We start from the raw sequence: 16,904 nt of genomic DNA, 5'->3' as shown, positions 1-16,904 counted from the left end.
TCAGCTACCCCCTTTGGCCAGCTGGCTGATCACCTGCTGGCCCGGCTCGACAAAGCCCTGGCCGAGGGTGATCAAGGCGACCTTGTTAGGCAGGCCGCTGACCCAGGCGCCCTGATTGTCGACGCTGATCAGTTGCACGGGCGTGAACTCTACCTGTTGCTGCTCGTTAACCCACTTGACGCCATGCCGGCCGGCTTTATCCAGGCTCAGCAGGGCGGGCGACAGGCGATGGGCCAGGGCTTCGCCGGTCTGTACATGCAGGGTCGCGCTGGCACCCGCCAGGCGCAGGGCTTGCGGGTTGGCAACCTTGACCTCGATGCGGAAGCTGCGTGAGCCCGGATCGGCGGCGGCGGCGATAAAGTGCAGCTCGCCCTGCAGTTCGCGGCCGTCGAGCAATTCGACCTTCACCGGCTGCCCCAGCTTGAGTTGGGTGACTTCCTGCTGGGCAATCTGCGCACTGACCTTGAGCTGGCTGATGTCCACCAGGGTCAGCAAGCTTTGCCCCGGCTGAACGAAATCACCCAGCTCGACCATGCGCTGGTCATACACCCCGGCAAACGGCGCGTTGATTTGCGTGTTGCCCAGCTGAATGCGCGCCAGATCGAGTTCGGCGCGGGCCTTGGCCAGTTCGCTCTGTAGGCGGATCAGTTCGTTGGTCGAAACCAGGTTGCGTTCGCGCAGGCGTTCGGCGGCGCTGGCATCGGCGGCACGCTGGCGTACATCGGCCTCGCCCTTGGCCACCTGAGCCGGACGGTTATCGGTGGAGAGGCTGAGCAGCAACTGACCCTGCTTGACCGGGTTGCCTTTGTCCTGATCCAGGCGCATCACCGTGCCGCTGATCTGCGAACGCAGCTCGACCCGGCGCCAGGCTTCGATCTGCCCTTGCACCACATGCTGGCGCTGCATCGGGCTGGCTTCCAGCCACTGCACTTCAACCTTGGTCAGACCCTTTTCCTCCACTGGCGCATCGGCCGTGGCGGTTTCCTGGGTCTTGAACAGCGAGCCGCTGAACAGCCACAGCACGAGCAGCAGACTGATGGCGACGGCGATCAACCAGGGGCGTTTGGACAGCTGACTGAACATGGTGGCTACTCGTGGCAATGGGGTTGAGCAAGCAGTTCGGCGGCCTGAGTGCGCAGGCCGGCAATAATGAAATCGGTGACGCGGGCGAAGTACTCATCCAGGGCAATCGGCTCAGCCCAGTGGGCAAAGCCACCGGAGGCGATGCGTGCCATTACCCCGTTGACGCAGGCTTCCACGCCCCACAGCAGGTTCTGGCAGTCGCTCTGGCTGAGCGCCTGGTTGTTCAGGGCCACGCCGAGCATGTCGCTGAAGAACAGCTGGAATTCGCGCTCTATATCGAGGAATTGCTGGCGGTACGGGCTTTCCAGGCGCTCCTGAAACTCCGGGCGGTCGCAGTGCAGGCACAGCTGCGCCTGAATCGGGTTGGCCAGCATCTGCTCGAAGGCGCGGTGGATCACCCGGCGCATGGCGTCCTGCGCCGGGCTGGCGGCATGCAGTTCGCGTAGTTCCAGCAGGTTGGCGCGGCTGAGGTCGAGCACCAGGCGCGCATACAGCGCTTCCTTGCTGGGGAAGTGCTTGTACACCGTGCCTTTGCCTATGCCGGCGGCAAGCGCCACTTCGGCAATCGTCACGCGATCCCAGGGCTGTTCGGCAAACAGCTGGCGGGCCGCATCGAGAAGGGCGTTCTCACGTTGTTCGAAGAGTTGATCTTGGTAGCGCATGCGGATTTGTCAGAGGTTGTGACCGGTGGTCATGCTATGACTGTTGGTCACGATGCGGCAAGCCGGCAGTTGTAACAGGCTTTGCCGTGCAGTTATTTGCAGAGAAGTGTGTGTTGAGGGCCCATCAGGCAAACATCGGGTTATTGCTGCTGCGCTCCTGTTTAAGCGCCATTACCGCAAAACGTAGTCCTGCGGCTGCAAGGGTGCGGGCAAGGTGTCGCCAAGTGACTCGAGCAGGTCGATCTCAATCCCCCTAACCATGGCGCTTAAGGGGAGGTCGTTGTCTGACAGGCCGAAGGGCTCCTCCAGTTCGTCACCCAGAGCATCCAGACCGAAGAAGGTGTAGGCAATAATAGTTACCAGAACCGGTGTGAGCAGTTCCAGTGAGCTGACCAGGCCGAATGGCAGCAGCATGCAGAACAACCAGGCCGTGCGGTGCAGCAGCAGGGTGTAGGCGAACGGTGTGGGTGTGCTCTTGATGCGTTCACAGACGGCCTGACTGACGGCTAGGGTATCCAGTCGTTGTTCCAGGCCCCTGTAGAGCACATCGCTGATGCGCTGTTCACGTACGCATTGGGCCAGGTCCTGGTTGATCCAGATGAGGAGCGTGTCCGGCACGTTGCGCCGTTGGCGCAGGATTGTCAGTTCGTCTGGGCCGACCCAGGCGGCACAGGCCGCCGCGCCATCCTGCCCACGCAGATGAGCGGCCAGGGCGTGGGCAAAGGCAATACAGCGCTGGATGGTCTGGCGGCGCAAGCCCGCGTTGTCATCACCGGGCAGCAGGGCATGACTTTCACGGGCGAGGCCGCGAGCCTGGATGATCAATTCGCCCCACTGCTTGCGTGCTTCCCACCAGCGGTCATAACAGGCGCTGTTGCGAAACCCGAGAAACACCGAGAGTGCCAACCCCAGCAGTGAAAACGGTGGGGCGCTGACCTGGTCGAGCCACTGGAGCCAACCGTATTCATAAAATCCCACCACCATGCAGGAGAGCAGCGTGATGCTCAGCAGCTTGGAGGCAATGTGCGGGAAGATTGAACCACGGCGAACAAAGAACAGGTGCAACGCACTGGGGCGCGGGCGAACGATCATGGCGGAAGTGCATCCAGGGATCGGAGGGGTTTGAGCGGCGCGAATTATGCGCCGCGCCTGGGTGTCTGCCTAGGTCCTGTTTAATCCGCCACGACGTTTCTGCAAGGCCTCTAACGCGCCACGCTGACGCCTTCCAGATTGGCGAAGGAGGTGTCCTTGGCGGTCAGCAGGAAGTCACGCATAAACGGCGCGTCGAGCATATCGGTACGGATGCCGGCATACAGGGTGGCAAACAGCCCCTTATCGCCCAGGCGTTTTGCCGTCACGTAGCCACGCGAACTGTATTCATGCAGCGCCCAGTTGGGCAGGCCACACACGCCGCGGCCGCTGGCCACCAGTTGCATCATCATCACCGTCAGCTCGGAGGTGCGCACCTGCGCTGGTTCGACATCTGCCGGCTCAAGGAAGCGGGTGAAGATGTCCAGGCGGTCGCGTTCCACCGGGTAGGTGATCAGGGTTTCCGTGGCCAGGTCCTGCGGCTTGATGCACGGTTTGCTGGCCAGCGGATGCTGGTTGGCCACGGCGAGCATGGCTTCATAGGTAAACAGCGGCACATAGGTGATGCCGGCCAGCTCCAGTGGATCGCTGGTTACCACCAGGTCCAGATCACCGCGGGCCAGGGCGGGCAGTGGGGCGAAGGAGAAGCCCGAGGCCAGGTCCAGTTCCACTTCCGGCCAAGCATCGCGGAACTGGTCGATGGTCGGCATCAGCCACTGGAAGCAGCTGTGGCATTCGATGGCCATGTGCAGACGGCCGGCGGTGCCACCGGCCAGGCGGGCTAAATCACGCTCGGCACCGCGCAGCAGCGGCAATACCGTGTCGGATAGCTGCAACAGGCGCAGGCCGGCGCTGGTAAAGCGCACTGGCTTGGTTTTGCGCACGAACAGCGGCATGCCCAGACGCTCTTCCAACTCCTTGAACTGGTGCGACAGCGCTGATTGCGTCAGGTGAAGGCGCTCGGCGGCGTCCACCAGGCTTTCGCTTTCGCGCAGGGCATGCAGGGTTTTCAGGTGGCGCAATTCGAGCATGGCGGGCCTCGGTGTTTGGCGGATCGGCTTTCTAGTGGCAAGCAGAACATGAGTAAAACTATAGTTCAAGGCGAATAGATTGAGTTTGTCTCACTTAGGCGGGGTGCCGAGAATAGCCAGCATCTTATTGATCTGCTGGAGCGTTCTGACATGGCCCTGTCCCATTCCCTTGGTTTTCCGCGTATCGGTCGTGACCGAGAACTGAAACAAGCCCTGGAGGCCTACTGGAAAGGCGAGCTGGACGAGGCCGGTCTACAGGCGGTGGGTCGTGAACTGCGCGCCGCCCACTGGCAGCTGCAGAAGGACGCTGGCATCGATCTGCTGCCGGTCGGCGACTTTGCCTGGTACGACCAGGTGCTCACCCACTCGCTGACCTTCGGCGTAATCCCCGAGCGTTTCCGCCCGGCAGACTGCAAGCCAACCCTGGATACCTTGTTTGGCATGGCGCGTGGTGCCGTTGCAAACAAGAGCAGCCAGAACGCCTGCTGCGCTGCTCATGCACAAGAGATGACCAAATGGTTCGACACCAACTACCACTATCTCGTGCCCGAATTCAGTGTCGAGCAGCAGTTCCAGCTGAGCTGGGAACAACTGTTCGAGGAAGTCGAAGAAGCCCACGCCCTGGGTCACCGCATCAAACCGGTGCTGATCGGCCCGCTGACCTATCTGTGGTTGGGCAAAGCCAAGGGCAGCGATTTCGATAAGCTCGATTTGCTTGAGCGGCTGCTGCCGGTCTACGGCGAAATCCTCCAGCGCCTGGCCGCTCAGGGTGTGGAGTGGGTGCAGATCGATGAGCCGATTTTGGTGCTGGACCTGCCGCAAGCCTGGAAGAACGCCTTCGAGCGCGCCTACAACCTGCTGCAGCGCGAGCCCTGCAAGAAACTGATCGCTACCTATTTCGCCGGCCTGGAAGACAACCTCGGCCTGGCCGCCAGCCTGCCGGTGGATGGACTGCATATCGACCTGGTACGTGCGCCCGAGCAGTTCCCGACCATCCTCGACCGTTTGCCGGCCTACAAGGTGCTGTCGCTGGGCGTGGTCAACGGCCGTAACGTTTGGCGTACCGATCTGCAAGCGGTACTGGAGACGCTGCAGCAGGCTCAGGAACGCCTGGGCGAGCGCCTGTGGGTGGCGCCAAGCTGCTCGCTGTTGCACAGCCCGGTGGACCTGAACCGCGAGGAAAAACTGGATGATGAGCTGAAAAGCTGGCTGGCCTTTGCCGTGCAGAAGTGTGAGGAAGTCGCACTGCTGACCACGGCGCTTAATAACCCGCAGGATGCTCAGGTGCAGGCCGCACTGGCGGCAAGCCGCGCCGTGCAGGCCAGTCGCGCGCAGTCGCCACGTATCCACAAACCGTCGGTACAGGCGCGTTTGGCTGCCATTACTGCCGCTGACAGCCAGCGTCAGTCGCCATTTGTCACACGCATCGAGCAGCAGCGTGCACGCCTGCAGTTGCCGGTCTTGCCGACCACCACCATCGGCTCGTTTCCGCAAACCGCCGCCATCCGTCTGGCGCGTCAGGCGTTCAAGGCTGGCAAGCTGTCGGCGGGGGATTACACCGAGGCCATGCACAGCGAAATCCGTCATGCTGTCGAGGTGCAGGAAAACCTCGGACTGGATGTGCTGGTGCACGGCGAGGCCGAGCGCAACGACATGGTCGAGTACTTCGCCGAGCAGCTCGACGGCTATGCCTTTACCCGTTTCGGTTGGGTGCAGAGCTACGGTTCGCGTTGTGTCAAACCGGCAGTGATCTACGGCGACCTGAGTCGGCCCAAGGCCATGACTGTGGCCTGGATCGGTTATGCGCAAACCCTCACCCGCAAGGTGATGAAGGGCATGCTGACCGGCCCGGTGACCATGCTGATGTGGTCCTTCCCGCGCGACGATATTTCCCGTGAACAGCAGGCACGCCAGCTGGCTCTGGCCATTCGTGACGAGGTGGTGGACTTGGAAACAGCGGGTATCAAGATCATCCAGATCGACGAAGCCGCCTTCCGCGAAGGCCTGCCGCTGCGCCAGGCGCAGTGGCAGGGTTACCTGAACTGGGCCACCGAGGCATTCCGTCTGTGCGCCTCGGGCGTGCGTGACGAAACGCAGATCCACACCCACATGTGCTACAGCGAGTTCAACGACGTGATCGAGTCCATCGCTGCCATGGATGCCGACGTGATCACCATTGAAACCTCGCGTTCGGACATGGAGCTGCTGGAGGCCTTCGAACGCTTCGACTACCCCAACGACATCGGCCCCGGCGTGTATGACATACATTCGCCACGGGTGCCGGACAGCCTGGAGATGGTCAACCTGCTGCGCAAGGCTGCGCAGCGTATTCCGCTCGAGCGGCTGTGGGTCAACCCGGATTGTGGCCTGAAAACCCGTGCCTGGCCGGAGACCGAAGCGGCGTTGATCAATATGGTGGCGGCGGCTCGTCAGCTGCGTAGCGAACTGGCCTGATTGCCTTCACGAGCACGCCCCTGTGACTGCCCTGATCGGCTGTCGCAGGGGCTTTCGCTATTTTTTGTCGCTGTAGAAAGACCGCTCGTCCCCCTTCATCAAATTGTCACGCTTGTGTGGCAGCGCGCTCGCACAAACATCACCACACTCGAGTCTTAATGGGGTGCTGCGTTCTGCTGTCCCGGGTCTGGGTGATGTTATGCGTGGGTTGATTCTTCTCGCTGCACTGTTGTGCGGCCTGCCGGTTTTTGCGGCGCAGCGTTGTGATGTGGAGGTGCCGACGCACATGGCGGATGTGGGCGAGGTGCGTCTGGCGTATCAGAGCATTGGTCGCGACAGCGATCCTGCGCTGCTGCTGGTTATGGGCCTGGGCGGGCAGTTGATTCACTGGCCGGATGAAGTGGTGGCTCGCCTGTGTGAGCAGGGCTTTCGGGTGATCCGCTTCGATAACCGCGATGTTGGGCTGAGTGCATGGGCTGGCAACGCGCCAGAAATCAATCTGACCTATGAAGCACTGCGTTATCGCCTCGGTCTGTCGGTGGCCGCGCCTTATGGGCTGCGCGATATGGCCAAGGATGCCCTGGGCTTGCTGGATGCACTGGCCGTGCGTGAGGTTCACGTACTTGGGGCGAGCATGGGCGGGATGATCGCCCAGCATATGGCCGACCTTGCACCTGAGCGGGTGCAGAGCCTGACCTTGATTATGACCAGCTCCGGTGCTCAGGGGTTGCCGGCGCCAAGTAGTGCGCTACTGAGTCTGCTGGCCAAACGTGAAGCGCCCAACCGCGCGATAGCCCTGGAGCAGCAGGCTGACCTGCTGGCCGCGCTGGGCAGCCCGGCGGTCAGCGATGACCGGCAGTTACTGCTGCAACAGGCGCAGATTGCCTACGACCGGGCGTTCAACCCCGAAGGCGTGCAACGTCAGTTGTTGGCCATTCTCGCGGAGCCGAGCAGGGTCGAGCTGCTTAACCGTCTGCGCGTGCCAACCCTGGTGGTGCATGGCACGGCCGATCCGCTGCTGCCGGTGATGCACGGCGTGCATGTGGCGGCGCATATCAAGAACAGTGAATTGAGACTGATCCCCGGTCTGGCCCACCGCTTTCAGGAAGCGTTCAAAGAACCCTTGCTGGCGGCGGTGTTGCCGCACCTGCAGGCCCATCGGGGCGATGGGCAGTGGGCGCGGCTTTAAGGCGCAGAGTTACTTAACGAGTGCCTAGGAAGTCACGCTTACCGATGGCCACGCCGTTGTGGCGCAGGATGGCGTAGGCAGTGGTGCAGTGGAAATAGAAGTTCGGCATGACGTGATCGAGTAGGAAGGCCTGACCCTGGAAGTGGGTTTCCTTGTCGCGGCGCTTGAGGGTGACGGTGCGCGCTTCGCTGCCGTCGATCTGCGCAGCGTCAAGGCTGTGCAGGAAATCCAGGGTCTTGCTGATGCGTGCCTGCAGCTCGGCAAAGCTGGCTTCATCATCGGCATGGCTCGGTGCGTCGACCCCAGCCAGCAGGGCAGCGCCAGCCTTGGCGCCATCACAGGCGATCTGCACCTGGCGGCTTAGTGGAAACATATCGGGGGCCAGGCGCGCGTTGAGAAATACGCTCTGCTCAATCTTCTTCTCTTCGGCGTGGGCGGCGGCGATACCGAGGATAGTCGACAGGTTGTTTAGCTGGCGGGTGAAGACCGGGATGGATGCTTGGTACATGGACAGGGACATGAAAATCTCCAGAAGCGCCGAAGCGGATTGCCTCGGTGCGATTGTGTAGAAGGGCGGTGCACCGCCGCAGGCAGCGGCGGTGACGTGGGCTAACAAGCTTAGAAGCTGTTGATGATCTTGCCGCCGAGCAACGGGTAGTCGATCGTAAGCAATTTTTAGCCGATGGTGATGGGCGGCAGCTGAGTCAGTTCAACGGTCTGCGCTTTGCGCGGGGCGAGGATTTCCGCTTCGCCATCGACCACCAGCTCATCGTTCTGGTTGAACACGCGAGTGGCTACACGCACGCGGAATTTTGGCAGTTTCTCAAGGATTTCAAGACGCACGGTGAGGGTGTCACCGAGCTTCACTGGTGCGGTGAAGCGCATGCTCTGGCCGATGTAAATAGTGCCTGGGCCAGGAAGTTCGCAGGCCACGGCGGCGCTGATCAATGCACCGCTGAACATGCCATGGGCGATACGCTCCTTGAACATGGTGGTGGCAGCATATTCAGCGTCAAGGTGCACCGGGTTGTGGTCGCCGGATACTTCGGCAAACAGCTGGATGTCGCGTTCGCTGACGGTCTTGCTGTAGCTGGCGGTCTGGCCGACTTCGAGGGCGTCGTAGGGCGTGTTGCTGCTCTGGGTCATGGGTGGCTCTCTTGGCTCTGTTGGTGGCACTGGCGCGGTTGGCTGAGAGCCTGCTGCAACCAGTCGATGATGTAGGTGGTGACTTCGTCGCGGTTGCTCTCGTTGAGCAGCTCATGACGCGCATCGGGATAGAGTTTGACCTGTACGTGCTGGTTGCCTGCGGCGCTCAGGGCATTACCCAGGTCCTGCTGACGGCGGCCGTCGCTGACCGGGTCACAGGCCCCGCCGATCACCAGCAGCGGCAGGCTGTTGTCGATCTGCGCAAGATTTTCCAGCGGTGTGATCTGTTGCAAGCCGCCGAGTAGGTCGACCCACAGCTGATTGCTGCAGCGGAAGCCGCACAGTGGGTCACTGATGTATTTGTCGACTTCCAGCGGGTCGCGGCTCAACCAGTCGAAGGCGGTGCGGTTGGGCTTGAAGGCTTTGTTAAATGAGCCGAACGAAACGAACTCCAGCAGCGCACTGCGCCCCTGCGCTCCTTGCCGCCAGCGCTCGAAGCGTGCCAGCAACTGGCCGGCGCGGTACAGCGCCACGGGCTGGTAGTTGGAGCCGGAAAGAATAGCGCCCTGTAGGCTGCAGCTGTGGTGCATCAGGTAGGCCTGGCTGATGTAGCTGCCCATGCTGTGGCCGAGCAGGAATATCGGCGTTTGCGGGTGGGTTTGGCGCATATGATGGTTAAGGTGGGCCAGGTCATTGACCACCAGCTCCCAGCCCTTGTTGTCGGCATAGTGGCCGAGTAGACCATGTTCGGCAGTTTTGCCGTGCCCGCGCTGGTCATGCGCATACACCTCGAAGCCTTGCGCCACCAGTGCTTCGGCCAGGCGTGCATAGCGCCCGCTGTGTTCGGCCATGCCGTGAGCGACCATCAGCAACGCTTTCGGCGGCTGTTCGGCGTACCAGCGGTTGACAAAGAGGGGCGCTGCATCGGTGCTATTGAGCCAGAACGCTTGGTGGAGCATGGCGAATCCCTTAAGCCTGCAGAAGCTGCGCATTGTGCACCCCGCGCGGCGCGGCGCAAAGTCCGTGCGGGTTTAAGGATTATGGCTGCGCAATATCTGCATATATTCGCCGCTGCTGTGTAGATCGCGCAGGCCCTGCTCAAACACTGCGCTCCAATCCGGTTCGCCGGGCTTGGCGGGTACAAAGCCGACCAGCAGCGGGACGCGCTCCAGCACATTGCCCTGCCAGCTGAGCTTGCCGCGCAGTTGTTCATCGTTTGCGATCAAATGGTTACCGACGATACGTTCCAGCAACACCATGTCGAAACGCCGGGCATTGAGCTTGCGCAGGTTACTGATGTCGTCCACGGCGTCTTCGAGGGTAAGCCCAGCATCGAGAATATGCTGTGGGTAACCCTAGCCGCGTACGATGCCCAGGGTGCGCCCGCGTAATTCCTGCAGCTGGCTGAACTGCAGCGGATAACCGTTGCGGATAAACAGCCCCAGTTCGCTGTAAAACAGCGGGCGCGAGGGCTGCAGCCCTTCCTCGTTAATCTCCTTGGGCCACAGCGCCAGCGCGCCCTGGTAGTTGCCGTTGCCCAGCTCAACGCGCGCTCGCGCCCAGGGTAGAAAGTCGATCTGCAGCGGATAGCCACGTACAGCAAAGGCGCGGCGGGTCAGAGCGACGATGCTGCCGCCATCCGGCAGGTGTTCAGAGCTGTAGGGCGGGTATTCCAGGGTGGCCATGCGCAGTTGTGGCTGGGCCTGCGCCGATTGCGCGAAGAAAAACAGCAATGTTGCAACGAATAGAACGATAGGCATGGGGAGCCGTCAGCGCAGGGTGCAGATTGGTTATAGGTGGCGCGGCAGGATAGTTCCATAGGGAGCGGCAAGATTCAGTGCGTCAATGACGCTGCTCGGCTATTTGCCTGTTTGGCGTTAGCTGTTAACTTCCAGCCAACTCCGCAGCGCGGATTAGACCATCTCAGGGCAAGAGGATAAAAATAATGCAGCCTGATTTCTGGAGTGACAAACGCCCGGCCGGCGTACCCAATGACATCGACCTGGGGGCTTACAAGTCGGTAATCGAGGTGTTCGAGCGCTCGTGCAAGAAGTTCGCCGACCGGCCCGCCTTCAGCAACCTGGGCGTGACCCTGACTTATGCCGAGCTTGATCGGCTCTCGGCGGCCTTTGCCGCCTACCTGCAAAAGCACACTGACCTGCAACCGGGCGAGCGCATCGCCGTGCAGATGCCCAACGTGCTGCAGTACCCGATTGCCGTATTCGGCGCTATGCGCGCCGGGCTGATTGTGGTCAACACCAACCCGCTGTACACCGCCCGCGAGATGCGCCACCAGTTCAAGGATGCCGGCGTGCGTGCGCTGGTGTACCTGAACATGTTCGGCAAGCTGGTGCAGGATGTGCTGCCGGATACCGAGATCGACTACCTGATCGAAGCCAAGATGGGTGACATGCTGCCTAGCCTGAAAGGCTGGCTGGTCAACACCGTGGTGAAGAAGGTCAAGAAGATGGTTCCTGACTACCACCTGCCGCAGGCGGTGGGCTTCAAGGATGCACTCAAACAGGGCCAAGGGCATGCGCTGAAGCCGGTCAAGGTCGGCCAGGAAGACATCGCCGTGCTGCAATACACCGGCGGCACCACCGGTGTGGCCAAGGGCGCGATGCTCACCCACGGCAACCTGGTGGCCAATATGCTGCAAGTCGATGCCTGTCTGTCGCAGCTGGGCAACGATGGCACCCCGCTGATGAAGCAGGGCCAGGAAATCATGATCGCGCCGCTGCCGCTATACCATATCTATGCCTTCACCGCGAACTGCATGTGCATGATGGTCAACGGCAACCACAACGTGCTGATCACCAACCCGCGTGATATCCCAGGCTTCGTCAAGGAGCTGGGTAAGTGGCAGTTCTCCGCGCTACTGGGCCTCAACACGCTGTTCGTGGCGCTGATGGATAACCCCGAGTTCCAGAAACTGGATTTCTCCAAGCTCAAGGTCACCAACTCCGGTGGCACCGCCCTGGTCAAGGCCACCGCCGAGCGCTGGCAGGCGATGACCGGCTGTACTGTAGTCGAAGGCTATGGCCTCACCGAAACCTCGCCAGTGGCCAGTACCAACCCTTATGGCGATAAAGCGCGTCTGGGCACGGTGGGCATTCCGGTGCCGGGTACGGCGTTCAAGGTCATTGATGATGACGGCGTTGAGCAAGGCCTGGGCGAGCGCGGCGAGCTGTGCATCAAGGGCCCGCAGGTGATGAAGGGCTACTGGAACCGCGAAGAATCCACCGCCGAGGTGCTGGACGCCGAGGGCTGGTTCAAGAGCGGGGATGTGGCGGTTATCGACCCGGATGGCTTTGTGCGCATTGTCGACCGTAAGAAGGACATGATCATCGTCTCGGGTTTCAACGTATACCCCAACGAGATCGAAGATGTGGTCATGGCTCACCCGAAAGTCGCCAGTTGCGCGGCCATCGGCGTGCCGGATGAGAAGTCCGGGGAAGCGGTCAAGCTGTTCGTGGTAGCCCGCGATAGCAGCCTCAGTGCCGATGAACTGAAGGCCTACTGCAAGGAAAACTTCACCGGGTACAAAGTGCCCAAGCAGATCGTCTTCCGCGACTCGCTGCCTATGACGCCGGTCGGCAAGATTCTCCGTCGCGAGCTGCGCGATATCGCCTGACGCATACACGGTCGCGTCAATACAGCCGCAGGTTTAGCTGCGGCTGTATGAAACCTCCGCCAATCCCCGCGCAACCCCTGTAACTCGCTGCTTTCAGCGTCATCAATAAAAGTGACTTAAATTGCCGTGCTGGTCATTTTTGTGACTGCTGCGGCGCTTATTGGTGCTAGTCGCTGTTTGGCAAAGCTGCTACTCTCGGGCGGCTTTTTTGTGATCCACCATCCATGGCGACCCTGCTTTCCAGGCTGTTGCTGTGTGACGTCAAAAATTGCTCCCGGCAATTTTTTGCCGTTCAAATCGCAGAAAACACGCAAATCTACAATAAACAACCGTCTACGCGCGGTGAAGATCAAGCTGTTGCTGAGGAGTGGGCTTCCATGACCGAAAACTTTTGGAAGGATAAGTATCCCGTTGGGATTGCTGCCGAAATCAATCCTGACCAGTACCCGAACATCCAGGCGGTACTGAAAGAGTCCTGCCAACGCTTCGCCGACAAGCCAGCTTTCAGCAATATGGGTAAAACCATTACCTATGGTGAGCTGTACGAGTTGTCCGGCATTTTTGCCGCTTACTTGCAGCAGAACACCGACTTGCAGCCTGGCGACCGAATCGCCGTGCAACTGCCTAACGTGCTGCAGTATCCGGTTGTTGTCTTCGGTGCCCTGCGCGCCGGTCTGGTGGTGGTCAACACCAACCCGCTCTACACCGCGCGGGAAATGGAACACCAATTCAACGATTCCGGCGCCAAGGCCCTGGTCAGCCTGGCCAATATGGCCCACCTGGCTGAACAAGTTCTGCCGAAAACCGGGATCAAGACGGTCATCATCACTGAAGTCGGCGACATGCTTTCGCCGCTCAAGCGCCTGCTGGTCAACAGTGTGGTCAAACACGTTAAGAAGATGGTCCCGGCCTACAACCTGCCGCAAGCCGTCAAATTTACCGCTGCCATGGCCAAAGGCCGTGGTCAGAGCGTGAAAGAAGCAGCTCCGGCCAATGGTGAAATTGCCGTGCTGCAATACACCGGCGGCACCACCGGCGTGGCCAAGGGCGCGATGCTCACCCACCGCAACCTGATCGCCAACATGCTGCAGGTAAAGGCGCTGATGGGTTCGGAAATGAGCGAAGGCAGCGAAGTGCTGATCGCGCCATTGCCGCTGTACCACATCTATGCGTTCACCTTCCATTGCATGGCGATGATGCTGATTGGTGGGCACAACGTGCTGATCACCAACCCGCGTGATCTGCCTGCGATGACCAAGGATCTGGCCAAGTACAAATTCACCGGTTTTGTCGGCCTCAACACCCTGTTCGTTGCCCTGTGCAACAACGAGGACTTCCGCAAGCTGGACTTCTCCACCCTCAAAGCCACCTTCTCCGGCGGTATGGCGCTGCAACTGGCGACTGCCGAGCGTTGGAAGCAGGTGACCGGTTGCTCGATCTGCGAAGGCTTCGGCATGACCGAAACCAGTCCGGTGGCCTCGGTCAACCCGTTCAGCAATATCCAAATCGGCACCATCGGTATTCCGGTACCGTCGACCGTGTGCAAGGTGATCGACGACGAAGGCGTCGAGCAGCCATTGGGTTCGATTGGTGAGCTGTGCGTCAAAGGTCCGCAGGTGATGAAGGGCTACTGGCAGCGTCAGGAAGCCACCGACGAAATCCTCGACGCCGAAGGCTGGTTGAAGACTGGCGATATCGCGGTGATTCAGGAAGACGGTTACATGCGTATCGTCGACCGCAAGAAGGACATGATTCTGGTGTCCGGCTTCAACGTCTACCCGAACGAGCTGGAAGACGTGCTCGCCACTCTGCCAGGTGTGCTGCAGTGCGCGGCCATCGGTGTGCCGGATGAGAAGTCGGGCGAAGCGATCAAGATCTTCGTGGTGGTCAAACCGGGTGAAACCCTGACCAAAGAGCAGGTGATGGAGCACATGCGCGCCAACGTCACGGGCTACAAGGTGCCGAAAGCCGTAGAGTTCCGCGACGTCCTGCCGACCACCAACGTGGGCAAGATCCTGCGCCGCGAACTGCGTGATGAAGAACTGAAGAAGATGGGCAAGAAGTAAAACCGCGCTAAACAAAACCCCGCCTAGGCGGGGTTTTTTGTGTCTGCGCGCTATTATGCACCAGGGACACAAAGCCTTAATAATCAAATGGTTATCTGTTAGTCCCTGGCGCAATATCGACAATGAGTGGTAAATGATCACTGTGCTCTAGCCAGTGATCAGCAGCACCGATTGATATGCGGGCACCGATCTTAAGCATTTCGGACAGAAATGCGTAATCGATGTGATAGGGCTTCTCCAGCTTCCGATGCAGGAAAAATGTTGGCTGGGTCTCGGCCCCCTGGGCCTCCCCGGCTTGAGAATGGTAGAGGCTATGAAGCCCCAGACTCTCAAGCTCTTTAACCACATCCGAGTGGTTCCACCAACGATCCCAAACATCCCAACAGGCATTGCTGTTTAGGTCTCCGATGACGACAGCCTTCGGTGTGGCCAAATGAGCTTTGTGTAATTCAAGCCATTTGTGGAGCTGCCCGATGTATTTGAACGTCGGGGAGCCTGCCTCTTTTGTCCAAACTGCTAGCAGCGTGATGTCATCGACCATAAGCGGCAAAAACAACTGCAAGCGCCCCGAGTCAAGGTTCAGAGGTTCTAGCCGAACGTCGGGCTTAGCAAAGACGCCAAGCCCTTTGTTCTTGTTGTCACCGGCCCACAGGTGATTAGTTGCCCATTGTTTGTAGTGGGCATCACGACACTGAAATGGGTCTTCACATTCCTGGATCACAAGGACGTCTGCGTTCAACTCCTCCAGCAGATGGAGTTTTTTTCGAAAGGCACCGTTGCAGTTCCAGCTCACAATACGCATTCAGACGGACATTCCTTTGGCGTGAAGAATCGCGTGGATGAGTCTATCACTGACACTGATTGATTAATTTTTGTAGCACAAAAATACCCCGCAAGGCCCGTGATAGAGAGCTTTTAGCAGGCTTGCGCATTTTGCTTTTAGCGGTAGACTCATCACTGTATAAATAAACAGTGGTGTTCTGGTGGCAGCATATTTTTGGCTCAAGAAGGAGGCCCTGACGACCTCGATGAGCGACCTAGATGGTCTCTCGGAGGCGCAGGCGCATGCCTTCCTGGCAGGAATGCGCTGGCAATCAGAAGATCATCAGGTATGTCCGGACTGCGGCGTTCGCGACAAGCATTATTTCCGTTGCACGCGACTGCAATGGAGCTGCAAGCATTGCTTCAGCACGTTCTCGTTGACCAGCGGAACCGCTTTCCACGGGCATAAACTCAAGTACCGTGTTCTGCTCAAGGCCCTGTTTTACTTCGCCATTAACCAGAAAGGGCTTTCGGCGCTTGCGCTCAGACGCTACCTGGGGGTGCAGTACCGCACGGCATATCTGCTGATGCATAAAATCCGTGAAGCCATCATGTTGAGCACTGAGGTCAGGCCCCTATCAGGGCATGTGGAGATCGATGGTGGCCACTTTTCCGGCAAAAAGCGCAAGCCTAGAAAGGTCGCGGAAAAGGAACTACCGAAGCTGGCTAAGAAGTACCAGCATCGGGATAAGGTGGGCCCTGCGGAAAATCCTTTGCACGAGAACAGGCGCATCATCATCGTCTTTCGGGAGTGCGATACCCGCCCCCTAGAACAAGGCGGTCGTCCAGGGGCTATCCGTACGATCACTGCTATCTGCAAGGCCGAGGATAGCCAGGTTGTCCCGCTCGTTGAGAGATATGTGAAGAAAGGCAGCAAGGTCTACACGGACGAACTGCCAGCGTACCGGAAGCTCCAGTACATCGGCTTCAGCCACGAGACTGTCAATCACTCGCGCGAATTCTCAACCGATGCGGGCGTGAACCAGAACCAGGCCGAGAGCTATTTCTCGCGATTACGGCGGGCGTTCATTGGCGTTTTCCACCGGATTACGCCGCGCTATATGCTGGACTACAGCTGCGAGATGAACTGGCGAGAGGACATGCGTCGAACGGACTTGCTCGGTCAGGTTACCGACCTCTTTTACAAGGTGACCAACACCCCGCACTCCAAGGATTGGCGAAACTATGTCCGGGGCAACAAACGTGAAGGCGAACTCAGGACGATTCCTGGCTTGTAGGCTTTTCGCCGACCCATAGCCAAGTCGCCTTAGTACCTGCGCTGCCACCATCAGCACGAATCACCCAGCCACGATCTCTAAGCACCCTCAAATCACGGGCGATCCTGTGCATGGCGTCACGACGCTTGGTTGGCAGCTTGAAGCCAGCCAGAGTTTCCCCTTGTAGCAACTCCAATATCTCGGCAGTGCCAAGCGGTTCGCCAGTCTGCTGTAAGAGCTGAGCCAACTCTTTTCTGAAGACCCCATGCCGAACACCATCTAAGCGAGGAGTCGCCCGGATTGTTCGAACGTCATCCGGGTTCAGATGAAAGTCCTGAATCTTTCTTGAAAGCTCAAGCACAGCCTTTTCGGCAACTTGCTTCTGAGATCTGGTCTCAGCAAGCTCCGCAATCAGTGCCTTTTCTCGTGCGTTGAGTGTTTGAACCTCGCCTTTTCGGTACGCGAGGTCTTTCGCCAATTTGGCGATTCTGGGGTGATGGTTGGCCATCAG

The 16,904-nt window shown here is 59.5% G+C and carries 16 protein-coding genes; 5 read left to right on the top strand and 11 right to left on the bottom strand.

The window, feature by feature from the left end; genetic code table 11:
- The 4 genes from HBN63_RS12745 to metR all read right to left on the bottom strand — a co-directional run bounded on the left by HBN63_RS12745 (window position 1) and on the right by metR (window position 3,865).
- The gene (locus HBN63_RS12745) at window positions 1–1,083 is read right to left on the bottom strand and encodes an efflux RND transporter periplasmic adaptor subunit (RefSeq protein WP_170049669.1); all 1,083 of its coding nucleotides are present in this window, start codon (window positions 1,081–1,083) and stop codon (window positions 1–3) included.
- A gap of 5 nt (window positions 1,084–1,088) precedes the next feature.
- On the bottom strand, window positions 1,089–1,745 hold the full coding sequence (locus HBN63_RS12740) for a TetR/AcrR family transcriptional regulator (RefSeq protein WP_170049668.1): 657 nt from the start codon (window positions 1,743–1,745) through the stop codon (window positions 1,089–1,091).
- Between the two features lie 171 nt (window positions 1,746–1,916).
- Window positions 1,917–2,837 carry a bestrophin family protein gene (locus HBN63_RS12735; protein WP_170049667.1) on the bottom strand — a complete coding sequence of 307 codons (921 nt, stop codon included), beginning with the start codon at window positions 2,835–2,837 and terminating at the stop codon, window positions 1,917–1,919.
- A 110-nt stretch (window positions 2,838–2,947) separates the two neighbouring features.
- The gene (gene metR, locus HBN63_RS12730; protein ID WP_090248427.1) at window positions 2,948–3,865 is read right to left on the bottom strand and encodes a transcriptional regulator MetR; all 918 of its coding nucleotides are present in this window, start codon (window positions 3,863–3,865) and stop codon (window positions 2,948–2,950) included.
- A gap of 150 nt (window positions 3,866–4,015) precedes the next feature.
- Here metR and metE point away from each other — a divergent pair, with 150 nt between their 5' ends.
- Both metE and HBN63_RS12720 read left to right on the top strand, forming a co-directional pair.
- Complete coding sequence (gene metE, locus HBN63_RS12725) at window positions 4,016–6,319, top strand: 5-methyltetrahydropteroyltriglutamate--homocysteine S-methyltransferase (protein WP_170049666.1); 2,304 nt, start codon at window positions 4,016–4,018, stop codon at window positions 6,317–6,319.
- A gap of 199 nt (window positions 6,320–6,518) precedes the next feature.
- A complete protein-coding gene (locus tag HBN63_RS12720) occupies window positions 6,519–7,508 on the top strand; it encodes an alpha/beta hydrolase (protein WP_170049665.1) in 990 nt (329 codons plus the stop codon).
- 13 nt (window positions 7,509–7,521) lie between these two features.
- Here HBN63_RS12720 and HBN63_RS12715 read toward each other — a convergent pair whose 3' ends face one another.
- From HBN63_RS12715 to HBN63_RS21890, 5 genes are all read right to left on the bottom strand, one after another.
- The gene (locus HBN63_RS12715; protein WP_170049664.1) at window positions 7,522–8,028 is read right to left on the bottom strand and encodes a DUF1993 domain-containing protein; all 507 of its coding nucleotides are present in this window, start codon (window positions 8,026–8,028) and stop codon (window positions 7,522–7,524) included.
- A gap of 155 nt (window positions 8,029–8,183) precedes the next feature.
- Window positions 8,184–8,654, bottom strand: a complete 471-nt coding sequence (locus tag HBN63_RS12710; RefSeq protein WP_090248421.1) for a MaoC family dehydratase — start codon at window positions 8,652–8,654, stop codon at window positions 8,184–8,186.
- Window positions 8,651–9,613, bottom strand: coding sequence for an alpha/beta hydrolase (locus HBN63_RS12705; protein WP_170049663.1), 963 nt, complete (start codon window positions 9,611–9,613; stop codon window positions 8,651–8,653). Before HBN63_RS12705 ends, HBN63_RS12710 begins: the two co-directional genes overlap by 4 nt.
- Window positions 9,614–9,685: 72 nt before the next feature.
- Entirely contained in the window at window positions 9,686–9,961 is a 276-nt protein-coding gene (locus tag HBN63_RS21895) for a hypothetical protein (RefSeq protein WP_262498948.1), read from the bottom strand.
- A gap of 48 nt (window positions 9,962–10,009) precedes the next feature.
- Window positions 10,010–10,414 (bottom strand): hypothetical protein, encoded by a 405-nt coding sequence (locus tag HBN63_RS21890; protein WP_262498947.1) that lies wholly within the window; start codon window positions 10,412–10,414, stop codon window positions 10,010–10,012.
- Window positions 10,415–10,599: 185 nt separating this feature from the next.
- Here HBN63_RS21890 and fadD2 point away from each other — a divergent pair, with 185 nt between their 5' ends.
- Window positions 10,600–12,288, top strand: a complete 1,689-nt coding sequence (fadD2, locus tag HBN63_RS12695) for a long-chain-fatty-acid--CoA ligase FadD2 (RefSeq protein WP_170049662.1) — start codon at window positions 10,600–10,602, stop codon at window positions 12,286–12,288.
- Between the two features lie 377 nt (window positions 12,289–12,665).
- A complete protein-coding gene (fadD1, locus tag HBN63_RS12690) occupies window positions 12,666–14,354 on the top strand; it encodes a long-chain-fatty-acid--CoA ligase FadD1 (protein WP_170049661.1) in 1,689 nt (562 codons plus the stop codon).
- Between the two features lie 91 nt (window positions 14,355–14,445).
- On the opposite strand, the gene HBN63_RS12685 is transcribed toward fadD1, so the two are convergent.
- Entirely contained in the window at window positions 14,446–15,156 is a 711-nt protein-coding gene (locus tag HBN63_RS12685; protein WP_170049660.1) for an endonuclease/exonuclease/phosphatase family protein, read from the bottom strand.
- A gap of 226 nt (window positions 15,157–15,382) precedes the next feature.
- On the opposite strand from HBN63_RS12685, the gene HBN63_RS12680 reads away from it, so the two are divergent.
- Complete coding sequence (locus HBN63_RS12680) at window positions 15,383–16,414, top strand: IS1595 family transposase (RefSeq protein WP_170049659.1); 1,032 nt, start codon at window positions 15,383–15,385, stop codon at window positions 16,412–16,414.
- On the opposite strand, the gene HBN63_RS12675 is transcribed toward HBN63_RS12680, so the two are convergent.
- Window positions 16,392–16,901, bottom strand: a complete 510-nt coding sequence (locus HBN63_RS12675; protein WP_170049658.1) for a hypothetical protein — start codon at window positions 16,899–16,901, stop codon at window positions 16,392–16,394. The two genes, HBN63_RS12680 and HBN63_RS12675, sit on opposite strands and share 23 nt — an antisense overlap.
- Window positions 16,902–16,904 lie beyond the last annotated feature (3 nt).

This window comes from Pseudomonas sp. WS 5011 (genome assembly GCF_012985775.1).
Taxonomy (GTDB): domain Bacteria; phylum Pseudomonadota; class Gammaproteobacteria; order Pseudomonadales; family Pseudomonadaceae; genus Aquipseudomonas; species Aquipseudomonas peli.
This window is presented reverse-complemented; position numbering and strand designations above follow the sequence as displayed.